We start from the raw sequence: 14,914 nt of genomic DNA, 5'->3' as shown, positions 1-14,914 counted from the left end.
GACCGGGGACGGGCCCCACGCCCCGCACCGCACCCACAGAAAGCGCAGGGAAATTCCATGTACGACCTCGTCGTGGTGGGCGCCGGCCCCTACGGACTCTCGATCGCCGCGCACGCGGCGGCGGCCGGCCTGCGGCTGCGGGTCCTGGGCCGGCCGATGGCCTCGTGGCGCGACCACATGCCCGACGGCATGCTCCTCACGTCCGAGCCCTGGGCCACCGCTCTCTCCGCCCCGGCCGGCGGTCACACCCTGGCCGAGTACTGCGCCGCCCACGAGCTGACCGCCGAGCACGGCGTCCCGCTGCCGGCCGCCACCTTCGCCGCGTACGGCAGCTGGTTCGGCGAACGGGCGGTGCCGCGGACCGAGGAGGTCACCGTCACCGCCGTCCGCCCGGACGGCGACGGCTTCCACGTCGAGACGGACGACGGTGAGCAGATCGCCACCCGGACGGTGGTGCTCGCCCTCGGGATGCCGCCGTTCGCCAATCGCCCCTGGCCGCTGCTCGAACTGCCCCCGGAGCTGGCCTCGCACAGCAGCGACCACCGCGATCTGCGCCGCTTCCACGGCCAGGACGTGGCCGTGATCGGCTCCGGGCAGTCCGCGCTGGAGACCGCGACCCTGCTGGCCGAACAGGGCGCCAGGCCCCGGCTCGTGGCCCGCGCCGACCGGCTGCGCTGGCGGACCGCGCCGCCGCCGCTGGAGCGCGGCCGGCTGCGCGCGCTGCGCGACCCGCACTCCGGGCTCGGCACCGGCTGGCCGAGCTGGCTGTGGTCGGAGCTGCCCGGGGCGGTACGCCGGCTGCCGCCGGGGACCCGGGTGCAGCTCGCGGAGAACGCGCCGGCCCCGGCGGGCGCGTGGTGGCTGCGGGAGCGCTTCGAGCCGGCGGTGCCGGTCCTGCTGAGCCACCGCGTCCGGGCGGCGACTCCCCACGAGGGCGGGGTGCGGCTCCATCTCACCCATACGGACGGCGGTTCCGAGACCGTGGACGCCCAGCACGTGGTGGCGGCCACCGGCTTCACCCCGGACCTGGGGCGGCTGCGGCTGCTGCACCCCCAGGTGCGCACCACGCTGCGGACGGTGGGCGGCAGCCGGGCGCCCGAGCTGAGCGCCGGCTTCGAGTCGTCCTGGCCCGGACTGTTCTTCGCGGGGATGCTGACCGCGCCGTCCTTCGGCCCGTCGATGCGCTTCGTGCACGGTGCGGGCTTCACCGCGGCGCGGCTGCTGCGCGGCGTGCAGCGGCGGCTCGGCGACCGCCGCCGCGCCACCACCATCCCCCGCCCGGCCCGCGACAGCACCCCGGCCGCGCACTGACGGACCCTCAGAAGGCAGCCCGTACGAAGGGGCCGTCCGGCGCCGGCCGGGCGGCCCCTTCCGTCCGCGGCCGCGGACCGGGCGCCGTCACTGGCAGCGGTCGACGGCCTCGATCGTGCGGGCCGCCTCGCCGAGCGCCGCGCGCAGGACGGCCGGATCGGTGGCGACGGCGCCCGCACCCTCCGGGGGCACCAGCCAGCCGGTGCCGGTCACCGGCGGCTGGGCCGGGGCGCCTTCGTGCTCCTCGCACAGCGCGCCCAGCGCGATCCCCCGCCCGGAGGTCTGGGTACAGGCGCTGCCCGGCACGTCCCAGCCGTCCGCCGTGCCGGCCGGCACCAGGAAACCGAGGGTGTCGCAGGCGCCGTCGTGCAGCACCGGGCCGACACCGTCCCGCAGCCGGAGGATGTCCACCGCCTCCAGCCCCTGCCGGGCCGGCACCGTGACGAGGTCACACGCCTGGGCCGGTACCGCCGGCGCCCCGGCCGCGACGGCCTGCCGACGGCCGCCGGCCTGGCCCGCGGACCCGTTGCCGCCCCTGCTCACGCCGGTCTCCCACACGGAGAACCCCTCCTCCTGTACCTGCCCGACCCTTTACACCGACTTCAACGGCCAGACGTGTCAACAGCTACGGCGGCGTAACGCTGCAAAGGATGGCAGTTCATGGCAGATCGCGCGCGAGATATCCGATTTGTGGCCAAACTCTCCGTATCGGAGCCATCACAGCCGGTACGGTCAACCCGCCGCACCGCCAGGAGGCGGCAACGCCACCTGATGGCACGGAAAGGGCACGGAGAGGGTCCGCCATGACGTCGCCAGCAGCCAGTTCCGCGTCGTCCCGCACCGTACCCGCCCGCCCGAACCTCGCTTTCCGACAGCTGCGCGGCCGGCTGTCACCGGGCGAGTTCGCGGCGGCGGTCCGACGGTCCGCCCGTGAGATCGGCGAACAGGTCTCGTGCGACGCCCGCTATGTGGGCCGCGTCGAGTCCGGGGAGATCCGGTGCCCGAACTACGCCTACGAGCGGGTGTTCCGGCACATGTTCCCCGGGCTGACGCTGCCCGACATGGGCTTCGCGCCGCGCGAGGCGGTGCGCGGACGGGGGGCGCGTACGGCGGCGGTCGGCGCCGCGCCCCTGGCAACCGAACCCGACCACCGCGATACCCGTATCCAGATCTGCGAGGAGAGCGACGTGCTGCGTCGCGCGTTCATCACCGGCGGCCCGGCAGCAGCCCTGGGCTTCGCCGCGCTGCATCCCATCGAGGCGGCCGCCGCGGCGGCCGCCCATGTGCCGGGCCCGCGCGTCCCCGCCACCGGCCGGCCCGGGGCCGCCGAGGCCGCCGCCGTCGAGGAGGCCGTCCGCCACATCCGGCTGCTGGACGACCGGCACGGCGCGGAGGGCATCTACCGCCGCGCCACCCAGCCGCTGCGCGCCGCCTACGAGTTGCTGGACGCGGGCGTGCAGCGCAGATCGGTGTCCGACCGGCTGCACGCCGGGGCGGGGGAACTCGCCATCACCGTGGGCTGGCTGGCCCACGACTCGGGCCGCTTCGACGACGCCCGCTCGCACTACGCCGAGGCGCTGGCCACCGCCCGGGTCTGCGGTGACGCCGCCCTGGAGGCGCACGCCTTCTGCAACACCGCCTTCCTGGCCCGCGACGCCGGCCGGCCGCGCGAGGCGGTGCGGGCCGCGCAGGCCGCGCAGCAGGCCGCCAAGCATCTGGCCTCGCCGCGGCTGCTGTCGCTGCTGGCGCTGCGGGAGGCGGGCGGCTGGGCGGGGCTGGCCGACCGCACCGGCTGCGAGGAGGCGCTGGCGCGGGCCGGGCGGCTGTTCGCGGGCGGGCCGCGGGACGGCGACCCGGAGTGGATGACGTTCTACGGCGAGGCCGAACTCGCGGGCCTGGAGGCGCAGTGCTGGTCGGCCCTGGGTGAGGCGGGGCGCGCCGCGGAGCACGCGCGCCGGGCGGTGGCGCTGCAGGATGCCCACTTCACCCGCAACATCGCCCTGTTCACCGCGGAGCTGGCCGGTGACCTGGCGGCCGGCGGGGAGGCCGAGGAGGCCGCCGCGGCCGGGGACCGGGTGCTGACGCTGCTGGAGCAGGTCCGTTCGGCCCGTATCCGGACGATGCTCGACGACACGGCCCGGAGGCTGCGGGCGTACCACGGGGACGCGGTGGCCGGCTTCCTGGAGCGGCACGCGGCCTCGGCGGCGGCCGCCCGCGGGACGACGGCCGCGGGCTGACGGGGCGCCGGCCCGGCGCCCCGTCGGCCGGAACGCGCGCGCCGCGGCCGCCGGCCGTCGTTCAGCCGAGGTGCCCGGTGTCGTTCCAGCGCTCGATCGCCGGTTCCCCGTAGGCCCAGCCGAGCACCGACAGGGAGGTCGGCTCCAGCCGGATGCGGGCGCCGAAGGAGATGTCCAGGCCCAGCCAGCGGGCGCCGAGGGCGCGCAGGATGTGGCCGTGCGCGAAGACCAGCACATCGCGGTCGGCGGACCGCGCCCAGCCGATGACCTCGTCCGCCCGCGCGGTGACCTCGGCGAGCGTCTCGCCCTCGGGCACCCCGTCGCGCCAGATGAGCCAGTCCGGCCGGCCGGACTTGATCTCGGCCGGGGTCAGGCCCTCGTACGCGCCGTAGTCGATCTCCATCAGCGCGTCCCACGGCTGCGCCCGGTCGCCGAAACCGGCCAGCTCGCAGGTCTCCCGGGCGCGCACCAGGGGGCTGGTGCGGACCTCGACGTCCGGCAGTCCGTCCCAGGGGGCGCGGTGCAGCCGCTCGCCCAGCAGCTCGGCGCCGCGCCGGCCCTCGTCCAGGAGCGGGACGTCCGTACGGCCGGTGTGCCGGCCGGACAGGGACCACTCGGTCTGTCCGTGCCTGGCCAGGAAGATGCGCGCTGCCATGGTCGTACCTCTCGCCGATCGCTCGGCTGCTCGTGCTCGGTGCGGGCGGCGTCGGCCGCGGGCCTTCCATCATCGCGCACCGGGTCGTTTTGTCCCCGGCCGGGGAGGCCGCCCCGCCCCCGGGGCCCGGCGCGCGGGGTGCTGCCGCACGCGGGGTACGGGCACCGGGCGCGGCGTCCGGCGGCGGCCGGCCGGCGGGCGGTCGCCCCGGATGTCGGTGCCGGATGCGAGACTTTCGCGGGTGAACGTTTCGCGCGAGAGTCGACCCGCGTCGGCCGCCCCTCCGGCGGCGCAGCCGACGGCGACGCCGGGCCCGCGGCCGGGAGAGGAGTCCGCCGTCCACCGGCGCAGACTCACCGAGCTGCGCGGCCCCGGTGTCAGCGCCCGCTCCCTCGACGCCCGCGCGCTCGCCGCGCTGGCCGCCAACCCGGGCTGCCGCCGCCGCGCGCTGCTGGACGGCGCGGGGATCGACAAGCTCGCGCTGGCCCAGGCGCTGGGCTCACCGGCGGCCTACGGCCAGTCCCAGTTCGCGCTGGTGCGGGGCAACGCCTTCGAGGCCCGGGTGAAGGCCGACGGCGGCACGGAGCTGCTGCGGCTGCTGCACGAGCGGCTGGCGCCCGGCACCCCGCCGCCCGCGCCGGAGGAGGTCGCCACCCCCGATCTGTCCGCGGCCGGGCCCCAGGGCCGGGCGGCGCGGACGGCGCTGGCGCTGCGCGAGGCGACCGCGGCCGGCGGCTGGGCGCTGCTCGACCATCCGATGCTGGTCGTCGAGGTGGCCGGGGCGCCGGCCTATGTGGAGCCGGACGCGGTGGTGGTGCATCCGGACGGCAGCTGGACGGTCGTCGAGATCAAGTCCTTCCCGATGATCGACGGTTCGGCGGACGCCGCCAAGGTGGGCGCCGCCGCGCGGCAGGCCGCGGTGTACGTACTCGCCCTGGAGCCGGTGGCCAGTCACGTCGGCGCGCACACCGGCCGCGAGGCACACGTCCGCGACCGGGTGCTGCTGGTGTGCCCGAAGGACTTCGCCAACCTCCCGGCCGCCGCCGTCGTCGACGTCCGCAAGCAGCTGGCCACGACCCGGCGGCAGCTGTCCCGGCTCACCCGGGTCGAGGAGATCGCCGCCGCGCTCCCCCCGGACACCACCTTCGACCTCCGGCTCGCGGACGACGGGAGGACCGCGACCCGCCGCCCGGAGGAGCTGGCCGAAGCCGTGGAGCTGGTCGAAGCGGCCTACGCCCCCGAGTGCCTGGCCGCCTGCGAACTGGCCTTCCACTGCCGTAAGCGGTCCCGGGAGGACGGTGCGGTGGAGGCCCTGGGGCGCGGTGTCCGGGGCGAGTTGGGCGGGCTGCACACCATCGAGGAGGTGCTGGCGGCGGCCCGCGCCGGCGGTCCCGGGTCCCCCGCGGCGGCCGACGGTCCCGACGACCCGGCCGTCGTGGCGCTGCGGCGGGCCGCCGCGCTGCGCGCCGAGGCGCTGGGCCGCTTCACCGTGCCGGGACCGCGAGCTGAGGAGCCGGAATGTCACTGATCGAGACGCTGGCCCGGATGGAGGCCGCCACGGCGGGCCGTGCCCAGCCGCGCTGCACGGTCCGGCACCGCCATCTGGCGGACCGGCCCCTGGTGTTCGTCCCGTTGACGACCGCGGGCGAGACCGGCGCCCCGCTGGGGGCGCTGGTCGGCACGGACCGCGAGAAGCCGGTGCTGCTGGCCGTGCCGCAGCCGCGCGACCGTGATCTGCGGTTCGCGTTCCTCGCCGAGCTGGCGGAGACGGTGCTGCCCTATGTGGAAGGCTTCGCGGACACCGTCGAGTGGGAGGAGCGCAAGGAGACCGACCCGGAGACCGGCAAGAAGGTCCCGGTGCAGGTCGAACTGTGCGCGGACGCCCCGCAGTTGATCGTGCCGAGCGCGGCCGGTATCGAGTTCGTCCGGCTGCTGGGCCGCTCGATGCGGTTCCGGCGGACGGCCGAGCAGGAGCCGGAGGCCCCGTATCCCGCGCCGCCGCACGTCCCGCTCCTGGGCCGCTGGCTGACCCACTTCGGCGAGCGGGCGCGGGTCCCGGGCGCGAGCCTGCTGCTGTCCATGACGGGCCTGCTGACCCGGCATTGGGCGACCGGCCAGAGCGTGCTGGAGGACCAGCACCTGGGCGCGCTGCTCGCCTGGATCGACCCGCCGCCGGGGAGGTCGGGCCGGGAGGCGGCCGAGTACGCGGAGTCGGCGCGGGACGCGGACGGCCAGTTGCGGTGCCCGCCGGCCGGCCCGGCCACCGACCCGGCGTTCGACAACCGGCTGCTGGCCCCCGCGATGGCCCGCTACGACGCCGGGCTGCCGGGTGCCGAGGAGGCGCTGCGGACCCTCGTCGAGGGGCAGTTGCGGCCGGCCTGGGACGCGGTCTGGCAGGGCCTCGACCTGCTGCGCACGCTCCCGGAGGGCGGCCGGGTCCCCGACCGCTGGAAGCGCGACCGCTGGTCGTACACCGCGCACCGGGACCGGGTCGGCGCCGGGGAGCCCCCGCAGCCCCGGCAGGACGACGCGGTCACCGCCGCGCAGAAGCTGGCGACGCGGGAGACCGCGCAGGCCCAGCTGGACGCCCAGGAGGCGCTGGACGACCCGTTGGTGATGGCGGGCCGCCGGCTGGCCGGGGAGGCGTTCCAGGGCACGGTCACCGCCGTCGAGATGGCCTTCTCCGAGGGCCGGCGCCCGATGCCGCGCCCGCTGGTGACGCTGCGGACGCAGGACCGGCCGCAGCTGTCCGAGGGCGGCAGGCTGTACCGCGCGCTGCCGGACGGGAAGACCCAGACCGCCGAGTGCGTGGCGGCGGACGGGGAGCCGGGGGTGCTGGTGGTGCGGCTGACCGGCGGGATGGGGCGCGGGAAGACCCCGGAGCCCGGTTCGGTGCCGGAGCCGGACGACACGGTGTGCTGGACGCTGTTCGAGCACGCCCCGCGCGGCGGCCCGGGGCTGCCCGACCCCGAGGACACCCCGTGGACCCATGGCGGTCCGCCGCCCGGCGCCGCGGACCTGCCGCACCCCGCCCCCGACCCGGTGACCGCGGAGGACTTCCTGTGACCCGTACCCGTCCCGCGACCGCTCTGGAGAACGCTCCCGTATGACGGCCACTCAGGACCCACGGGGAGACCTCCCCCGCCCTTCCGGCAATGGGGGAACCACCCCGGCCGGCCCCTTCGACCCCGCCGCCGCGGCCACCGCCGCGACCGACAAGATCCTCCGGGACACCCTCCACGGCACCCGGCGCGGCGTGGTCGTGGACTCCCCGCCCGGCGCCGGCAAGTCCACCCTCGTGGTGCGGGCGGCCCGCGAACTGGCCGCCGCCGGACGCCCGTTGATGGTGGTCGCGCAGACCAACGCCCAGGTCGACGACCTGGTGCTGCGGCTCGCCGAGAAGGAACCGGAGCTGCCGGTCGGCCGGCTCCACAGCAGCGAGCCCGGCGCGTTCGACCCGGCGCTGGCCGAGCTGCCCGCGGTCCGTACCTCCGCGAAGATCGCCGATCTGGCCGGGATGGACATCGTGGTCGCGACGGCCGCGAAGTGGGCGTACACCAAGGTCGACGAGCCCTGGGGGCACGCCATCGTGGACGAGGCCTACCAGATGCGCTCCGATGCGCTGCTGAGCGTCGCCGGACTCTTCGAACGGGCGCTGTTCGTCGGCGACCCGGGCCAGCTGGACCCCTTCAGCGTGGTCGGCGCCGAGCAGTGGGCGGGGCTGGCCTACGACCCGTCGTCGAGCGCGGTGTCCACCCTCCTGGCGCACAACCCCGATCTGCCGCAGCACCGGCTGCCGGTGTCCTGGCGGCTGCCCGCCTCGGCGGCGCCGCTGGTCTCCGCCGCGTTCTATCCGTACACCCCCTTCCGCAGCGGCACCGGCCCCGGCGACCGGCGGCTGGCGTTCGGGGTGGCGGGCGACGGCTCGGGGGTGGACCGCGTGCTGGACGAGGCCGCCGAGTCCGGCTGGGGCCTGCTGGAGCTGCCCGCCCGCCATACGCCGCGTACGGACCCGGAGGCGGTCCGTGCGGTGGCCCAGGTGGTGCGCCGCCTCCTCGACCGCGGCGGCGTCACGACCGCCGAGGCCCACGGGGCTCCGGCCGCGCCCGCCCCGGCGCCGCTGACGGCCGCCCGGATCGCGGTCGGCACCGCCCACCGGGACCAGGCGGCGGCGGTCCGCGCCGCCCTCGCCGACCTGGGGGTGACGGGTGTCGCGGTGGACACCGCCAACCGCCTCCAGGGCCGCGAGTTCGACGTCACGGTCGTCCTGCATCCGCTGTCCGGCCGGCCCGACGCCACCGACTTCCATCTGGAGACCGGCCGGCTGTGCGTGCTCGCCTCCCGCCACCGGCACGCCTGCATCGTGGTCTGCCGCGCGGGCGTCGCCGGCCTGCTCGACGAACACCCCTCGACGGAGCCGGTCAGCCTGGGCGTCACGGTCAAGTTCCCGGACGGCTGGGAGGCCAACCACGCCGTCCTCGCCCATCTCGCGGAACACCGGGTGACCTGGCGTCCTTAGGACGTCGCGCGCCGTGGGGCCCGCGGGCCGTACGGCCACTCCCCCGGGCCCACTTGCGCACGGCGGGACAATGGAATGCGGCACACGATCTGGAGGTAGGTACATGTCCGAGCCGCGACCGGCTCCCGACCCGCGTGGTACGGCGCCCGGACCACGGCGACTGAAGCCCGCGCAGCTGCTCTTCGAGCCGCCCGAGGCCGTCACCGACCCCGAGCACTTCTTCGGCCTGGAGTCGATGGAGGACCCGCGCGAGCTGCTGGGCCGCGCCACGGAACTCACCCTCGCCTTCCGCGCCGCGGCCGACCGGGCCACGGAGTTCCAGGCGCTGGCCGCGGCCCAGCTGTCCGACCCCAGCCGCTTCGACCGGCTGCCGCTGGCCGCGCTCGCCGAGCAGGCGGAGTGGACCGAGGACTACGCGCAGAAGATGATCGAGTTCGGCCGCAGCCTGATGCGGAGCGGCGGCACCCTCCCGGGCGACATGGACTGACCGCCCCCGGCCCCGCCCGCCGGCCCCCGACGAACCCGCCCGCCCGACGCGCCCCACGACGGCTCATGGTCCATGATCATGAGCCGCTGGCATATGCAAGGGGGGAAAGATACCGGCTCCCCCACCGCCCCGTCCCGTTTTCCGCCAATCAGGCAAGTCCCGGTGTGCCGGCTGGGTAGACCTGTCCCCATGAGCGACTGGCTGCCTGAGACCCCCCGCACCCTGGCCTTCCCCACCGCGGCGTACGTCACCCTCGCGGGCGCCGACTGGCTCGCCTCCGCCAGCCCCCACCCGGACGAGATGCACACCCTGTGGGCCACCCGGCCGTCCGCGCCCAGCGTGCTGCCCTGCGGTACCGCCTTCGACGTGATCAACGCCCCGGCGCTCTTCGGGCGGCGCATGGTGGACCGCTTATGGTCCACCGGGCCCGGCTCGGGACCGGTGGCGGCACACCGCGGCCGCATCCTGCTGTTCACCGCCCCGGGCACGGCCCAGCGGCTGCCGGCGCTGCTCGCGTGGGAGGAGTGGGCCACCGCCGTCCCGCCGCTGCTGTGCCACGGCAGCGGCGACGCGGTGACCGTCCCGCCGCTGCACCCCCGCCGCCCCGCGGCAGACCGGATGCCGGGAGCCGGCGCCCCGGCCGACGAGGACCCGGCCGCCCCGTCCGTCTCCCGCTGGCTGGTGGCGCCGGATGTCCGCCACCCCTGGCTGCCCGGCCCCGACGTCCTGCTCTGGGCCTGTGTCCGCGCGGCCCGCTCGATGGCCGGACCGGTGCCGGAAGCCGCAGCTCAGCACCCGGTTTCGCTGCTGACCGCGGGCTGAGCGAAACCGATTTTTGTCCTCCCCGGCCAGGATGCTAATGTTTTCCCCGTCAGCAGGCGCCGCTAGCTCAGTTGGTTAGAGCAGCTGACTCTTAATCAGCGGGTCCGGGGTTCGAGTCCCTGGCGGCGCACAGACGGTCGAAGGCCTCCACTCCGGTGGGGGCCTTCTTCGTTGTGCTTTCTCGGCGGCGCATCGGGGGGCGGCGCGGTCAGCGGCGGTTCACCTTCACCGCCCAGTCGCCGTCGGCCGTCCGGCCCTCGACCTGGATACGGACGCCGTCCTCGGTGTCGTCCATGCTCTCGCCGACGCCCAGCGGCGCGTCCGCGAGCGGCGGGTAGACGGAGGTGCCCCAGCAGGCCGAGGTGGCCGGGTGCCCGTCGAGCACCTGCACGGGGCCCGACCCGGAGGCCGTCCGGCTGTGCACCCGGTAGACCAGGACGCCCTCGGTGCACAGCGAGCGATCGTTGCCCATGGCACCGCGTGCCTCGATGGCGAGTGCGCTGTCGGGCCCCGTACGGACCACCAGGAGCCGCGGCCGGCGCTGGGCGCGGGACTCCCTGGGGGCGGCCAGCGGCCGCAGCGAGTGCATGGCGGGCCCGGTCAGATCGACGCAGTCCACCTGACTGTCGGCGATCCACCCCAGCTTCCACTTGTGCCAGGCGAACGGGTCGGGCGCCAGTCCGAACTGGCTTCCCATGAGGTCCCAGTCCCCGACGTGGGTGTCCCAGTCGCCCTTGCCGTCCTCCGGCCGGTGGTAGAGGTCCGGCAGGTCGAAGACGTGCCCGGTCTCGTGGGCGAGGACGTTGCGGTCCGGGGGGCTCTGCTCGAAGACCGTGACGAACCGGCGCAGGTCGTGGTCGTCGGCGTGCATCGGCCGGTCGAGGTTGACGACCTTGGTGGCGTCCGAGTCGACGCCGGGGGCGTCCGGGTCGGCGACGAAATAGACCACGTCGTAGCGGCTGAAGTCGATGGACGGGTCGGCGGCGGCGACCGCGTCGTGCAGGTAGGACGAGCGCCGGGCGGCGTCCCAGTCGCGCTGTATCCCGTAGGCGGAGGACGGGCGCGGCATCCGCACCCAGCGGCGGTGGACGTGCGGGCGCAGCCGGAACTTCCCGTACGAGGCGCGCTCGAAGAAGCCGGAGGTGGCGGGGAAGTAGTCGCGGGACAGCTCCTGGGGCGCCGAGAGGGGCCGGGAGTCCGGGAAGGACAGATAGATCATGACGGCGTTGAGCGGACGGTCCGGGCGCGGATAGGACCCGTTCCAGCTGTCGACGCCCTCGGAGTGGTGCGCGTCGGTGCGTCCCAGGGCGCACGGGAGCGCGGCTTCGGAGGCGGTGGCGGGCCCGGCCACGATGGAGGTCGCGATCAGCGCGCTCAGCGAGGTGAAAACGGCCGCGACCCGCCGCAGGCTGCGGCGTTCCACCCCGTCGGGTGTCTGGGCGCGCGGCACACATACCTCCAGGGACGGATTCGGAGACCTCATCTACCCTGTGGCGATTTAATGCTATTCGTCCCGTTTTGAAGGTCCGGACGAGTGAGCGGCGCGTCTTGGCCGTCCCCTAACGGAAAGTCACAAACGACCATCGGGGCAATCCGTACGAACAGAGCCGAGCAGAAATGGCTGAAGTTCCGTCACGCGGGCGGGCGATCACGGCAGCGTCGCTGGATCGGCCGTCGTGCCAGCCTCTATGATCGCCACACTTTCCAGCGCGAGACCCCCCTCCATCACGAGACAGCGCCACGCGGGAGCGAGCAGTGAGCGGACACCCCGACAGCCCGGGCCGCACGCCCGGAGCGACGCTCCCCTCAGTGACGGAGCGTGAGGATACGACCAAAGAATCCACCGAGACCCGGCCCGCCCCCGCCGGCACCGCCGACGACGGCGCCGCCTCCCTCGGCGACTACCGCGCCACCTTCTACGCGGCGCGGGTGGCGATGGCGGTCCTCAACCGCGACGGCCTGGTCCTCGCCGCCAACCCGGCCTTCGGCGAGCTGGTCGGCACCGACCCGGCCGAGCTGGTCGCGGCCACCGCGGCGGACCTCACCGACCTCGGCGCCGACCCGCGGGTGTGGACCGCCTACCGCGAGGTGCTGTGCGGCCGCAGCGACCGGATGCGCTGCACCCGCCGCCTCAAACACCCCGAAGGGCACTCCGTCTGGGTGGAGGTGACCGTCGAGCCGCTCACCCCGGAGCCGCTCAGCGGCGAGGAGCGGATGCTGCTGTCGGTGGCGGACATCAGCGACCGGCACGACCTGCTGGCCCGGCTGCGGCACCTCCAGATGCACGACCCGGTGACCCGGCTGCCCAACCGGGCGCTGTTCTTCGAGCGGCTCTCCGCCGCCCTGGAGGCCGCCTCCATCGAACCGTCCGGCACCGGCCGGATCGGGCTGTGCTACCTCGACCTGGACGGCTTCAAGGCCGTCAACGACACCCTCGGGCACCGCGTCGGCGACCGGCTGCTGAGCGCGGTGGCCCAGCGGCTGACGCGCTGCGCGGAGAGCGCCGCGGACCGCGGGCCGGGCCGTGGCGAGCACCTGGTCGCCCGGCTCGGCGGGGACGAGTTCGCCCTTCTGGTGGAGGACTCCACCGGCACCGACCAGCTCGCCGAGCTGGCCCAGTGCGTGCTGGACACCCTGCAGCGCCCGTTCGACCTGGCCGGGCAGCGGCTGTCGGTGTCGGCGAGCATCGGCGTCGTGGAGCGGACCGCCACCGGCACCACCGCGACGGGCCTGATGCAGGCCGCGGACACCACGCTGTACTGGGCCAAGGAGGACGGCAAGGCCCGCTGGACGCTCTTCGACCCGGAGCGCAACGCCCACCGGATGACCCGCCAGGCGCTCTCCAGCACGCTGCGCCCGGCCGTCGACCGTGGCGAGTTCACCCTGGAGTACCAGCCGCTGGTCGGGCTGGGCGACGGCCGCGCGCAGGGCGTGGAGGCGCTGGTGCGCTGGCGGCACCCGCAGTTCGGGACGCTCTCGCCGAATCGGTTCATCGCCCTGGCGGAGGAGAACGGCGCGATCGTCGAGCTGGGCCGCTGGGTGCTGGAGCGGGCCTGCCACCAGGCGCGCGCCTGGCAGCTGGCGCACCCCGGCGAGCCGCTGTTCGTCAGCGTCAATGTGGCCGTACGTCAGGTGTGGGACTCCGACCTGGTCGCGGACGTCGCTGGCATCCTCGCCGAGACCGGGCTGCCGCCGGAGCTGTTGCAGCTGGAGCTGACCGAGTCCGCGGTGATGGGCTCGGCCGGCCGGCCGCTCCAGGCCCTGCAGGCCCTCAGCGACATGGGCGTGCGGATCGCCATCGACGATTTCGGCACCGGCTACTCCAACCTCGCCTACCTCAGCCGCCTCCCGGTCTCCGTGCTGAAGCTCGACGGGTCCTTCGTCCGCGGCTTCCGCTCGCAGGAGCACCCCAACCCGGCGGACGAGATGATCGTGGAGGCGCTGGTGGCGCTGGCGCACCGGCTGGGCCTCACGGTCACCGCCGAGTGCGTGGAGAGCGCCGAGCAGGCCGAGCGGCTGCGCCGGATCGGCTGCGACACCGGCCAGGGCTGGCTCTACTCCCGCCCCGTCGCCCCCGACCGCGTCGAGGCCCTCCTCGACGCGGGCCGGCACACGGGCGCCTGAGGGCCCGGGGCGACAGCGGAGTCACGGTGCGGGCGGAACAACGTTCCGGCCGCACCCCTCACGGACGAACGCCCTACGCCGGCAGGCCGTACGCGTCCGCGATCAGCTCGTACGAGCGGAGCCGGGCCGCGCCGCCGTGGGCGTTGGCGGTGATCATCAGCTCGTCGGCGCCGGTGCGCTTGGCGAGGTCGTCCAGGCCCTGGCGGACGGCGTCCGGGGTGCCGTGGACGACATTGCCGAGCCAGCTGTCGACGAAGTTCCGCTCCACCTCACTGAAGGGGTGGGCCGCGGCCTCCTCCGGTGCGGGCACCAGGCCGGGGCGTCCGGTCCGCAGCCGGACCATGGACAGCGCGCCGGTCAGGACCTGGCGGCGGGCCTCCTCCTCCGACTCGGCGGCCAGCGCCGCGGCCCCGATCAGGGCGTACGGCTCGGCCAGCACCGCGGAGGGGCGGAAGGAGGAGCGGTAGAGGTCCAGCGCGGGGAGGGTGTTGGCCGCGGAGAAGTGGTGCGCGAAGGCGAACGGCAGACCGAGGGAGCCGGCCAGCCGGGCGCTGAAGCCGGAGGAGCCGAGCAGCCAGAGGGGCGGGCGGTGGGTGTCCTGGACGCCGCCCGGTGAGGTGGCCTGGACCGGGCCGGGGACGGCGTGGATCTTGGCGTACGGGTGGCCGTCGGGGAAGGAGTCGTCCAGGAAGCGGGTCAACTCGGCCAGCTGCTGCGGAAAGTCGTCCGCCCCTTCGTGCAGCCGCTCGGTCCTGCGCAGCGCGGCGGCGGTGGCTCCGTCGGTGCCCGGCGCGCGGCCGAGGCCGAGGTCGATCCGGCGGGGAGCCATCGCCTCCAGCGTGCCGAACTGCTCGGCGATGACGAGCGGGGCGTGGTTGGGCAGCATCACACCGCCGGAGCCGAGGCGGATGCGGGTGGTGTGCGCGGCGAGGTGGGCGAGCAGCACCGCCGGCGAGGACGAGGCGACGCCGGGCATGGAGTGGTGCTCGGCGACCCAGTAGCGGTGGAAGCCGCGGCGCTCGGCCGTACGGGCGATGTCGACGGCCGTGCGCACCGCGGCGGCGGCGGTGCTGCCGGCGCCGACCGTCACCAGGTCGAGCACCGACAGCGGGACGGGTGCGGTGCCCCGGGCGGTGCCCCGTATCCCGTCGTCCCCGGCCGGCTCGCCGCTGCTCCGGGTCTCCTCGTCTGCGCCGCTCACGGTGCGGGTCCTCCTCGCGTCGGTGGTCTGCGAGGAGGACAACCGGAGAGCATCTCCA

The 14,914-nt window shown here is 75.4% G+C and carries 12 protein-coding genes and 1 tRNA gene; 9 read left to right on the top strand and 4 right to left on the bottom strand.

Annotated elements, in window-relative coordinates; translation table 11 throughout:
• The first annotated feature begins 57 nt into the window (after positions 1-57).
• On the top strand, positions 58-1,311 hold the full coding sequence (locus ACGFN2_RS24360) for an NAD(P)-binding domain-containing protein (protein WP_362605179.1): 1,254 nt from the start codon (positions 58-60) through the stop codon (positions 1,309-1,311).
• Positions 1,312-1,398: 87 nt separating this feature from the next.
• On the opposite strand, the gene ACGFN2_RS24355 is transcribed toward ACGFN2_RS24360, so the two are convergent.
• Entirely contained in the window at positions 1,399-1,869 is a 471-nt protein-coding gene (locus ACGFN2_RS24355; RefSeq protein WP_362605177.1) for a hypothetical protein, read from the bottom strand.
• A 245-nt stretch (positions 1,870-2,114) separates the two neighbouring features.
• On the opposite strand from ACGFN2_RS24355, the gene ACGFN2_RS24350 reads away from it, so the two are divergent.
• The gene (locus tag ACGFN2_RS24350; protein WP_393363770.1) at positions 2,115-3,548 is read left to right on the top strand and encodes a tetratricopeptide repeat protein; all 1,434 of its coding nucleotides are present in this window, start codon (positions 2,115-2,117) and stop codon (positions 3,546-3,548) included.
• 61 nt (positions 3,549-3,609) lie between these two features.
• Here ACGFN2_RS24350 and ACGFN2_RS24345 read toward each other — a convergent pair whose 3' ends face one another.
• Positions 3,610-4,203, bottom strand: a complete 594-nt coding sequence (locus tag ACGFN2_RS24345; RefSeq protein ID WP_362605173.1) for a histidine phosphatase family protein — start codon at positions 4,201-4,203, stop codon at positions 3,610-3,612.
• 241 nt (positions 4,204-4,444) lie between these two features.
• On the opposite strand from ACGFN2_RS24345, the gene ACGFN2_RS24340 reads away from it, so the two are divergent.
• From ACGFN2_RS24340 to ACGFN2_RS24315, 6 genes are all read left to right on the top strand, one after another.
• Positions 4,445-5,731: a hypothetical protein gene (locus ACGFN2_RS24340; protein ID WP_393363766.1), complete on the top strand. Its 1,287-nt coding sequence runs from the start codon at positions 4,445-4,447 to the stop codon at positions 5,729-5,731.
• Positions 5,722-7,269: a hypothetical protein gene (locus tag ACGFN2_RS24335; RefSeq protein WP_393363763.1), complete on the top strand. Its 1,548-nt coding sequence runs from the start codon at positions 5,722-5,724 to the stop codon at positions 7,267-7,269. The genes ACGFN2_RS24340 and ACGFN2_RS24335 overlap by 10 nt, the downstream gene beginning before the upstream one ends.
• Before the next feature lie 40 nt (positions 7,270-7,309).
• On the top strand, positions 7,310-8,722 hold the full coding sequence (locus tag ACGFN2_RS24330) for an AAA domain-containing protein (RefSeq protein ID WP_393363760.1): 1,413 nt from the start codon (positions 7,310-7,312) through the stop codon (positions 8,720-8,722).
• A 103-nt stretch (positions 8,723-8,825) separates the two neighbouring features.
• Positions 8,826-9,209, top strand: coding sequence for a hypothetical protein (locus ACGFN2_RS24325; RefSeq protein WP_362605167.1), 384 nt, complete (start codon positions 8,826-8,828; stop codon positions 9,207-9,209).
• Positions 9,210-9,398: 189 nt separating this feature from the next.
• Positions 9,399-10,031, top strand: a complete 633-nt coding sequence (locus ACGFN2_RS24320) for a bifunctional DNA primase/polymerase (protein WP_393363756.1) — start codon at positions 9,399-9,401, stop codon at positions 10,029-10,031.
• Positions 10,032-10,087: 56 nt separating this feature from the next.
• A tRNA-Lys gene (locus ACGFN2_RS24315) sits at positions 10,088-10,161 on the top strand.
• A gap of 78 nt (positions 10,162-10,239) precedes the next feature.
• Here the strand turns inward: ACGFN2_RS24315 and ACGFN2_RS24310 are convergent.
• A complete protein-coding gene (locus ACGFN2_RS24310; RefSeq protein WP_393363753.1) occupies positions 10,240-11,481 on the bottom strand; it encodes a M6 family metalloprotease domain-containing protein in 1,242 nt (413 codons plus the stop codon).
• Positions 11,482-11,840: 359 nt separating this feature from the next.
• On the opposite strand from ACGFN2_RS24310, the gene ACGFN2_RS24305 reads away from it, so the two are divergent.
• Entirely contained in the window at positions 11,841-13,655 is a 1,815-nt protein-coding gene (locus ACGFN2_RS24305; RefSeq protein ID WP_393363750.1) for a putative bifunctional diguanylate cyclase/phosphodiesterase, read from the top strand.
• A 73-nt stretch (positions 13,656-13,728) separates the two neighbouring features.
• Here ACGFN2_RS24305 and ACGFN2_RS24300 read toward each other — a convergent pair whose 3' ends face one another.
• A complete protein-coding gene (locus tag ACGFN2_RS24300) occupies positions 13,729-14,856 on the bottom strand; it encodes an LLM class flavin-dependent oxidoreductase (RefSeq protein ID WP_362605159.1) in 1,128 nt (375 codons plus the stop codon).
• Positions 14,857-14,914: the final 58 nt, after the last annotated feature.

This window comes from Streptomyces sp. NPDC048612 (assembly GCF_043199295.1).
GTDB lineage: Bacteria > Actinomycetota > Actinomycetes > Streptomycetales > Streptomycetaceae > Streptomyces.
Note: the sequence above shows the minus strand (reverse complement) of the source record. Positions and strands in the feature narration are given on the sequence as shown.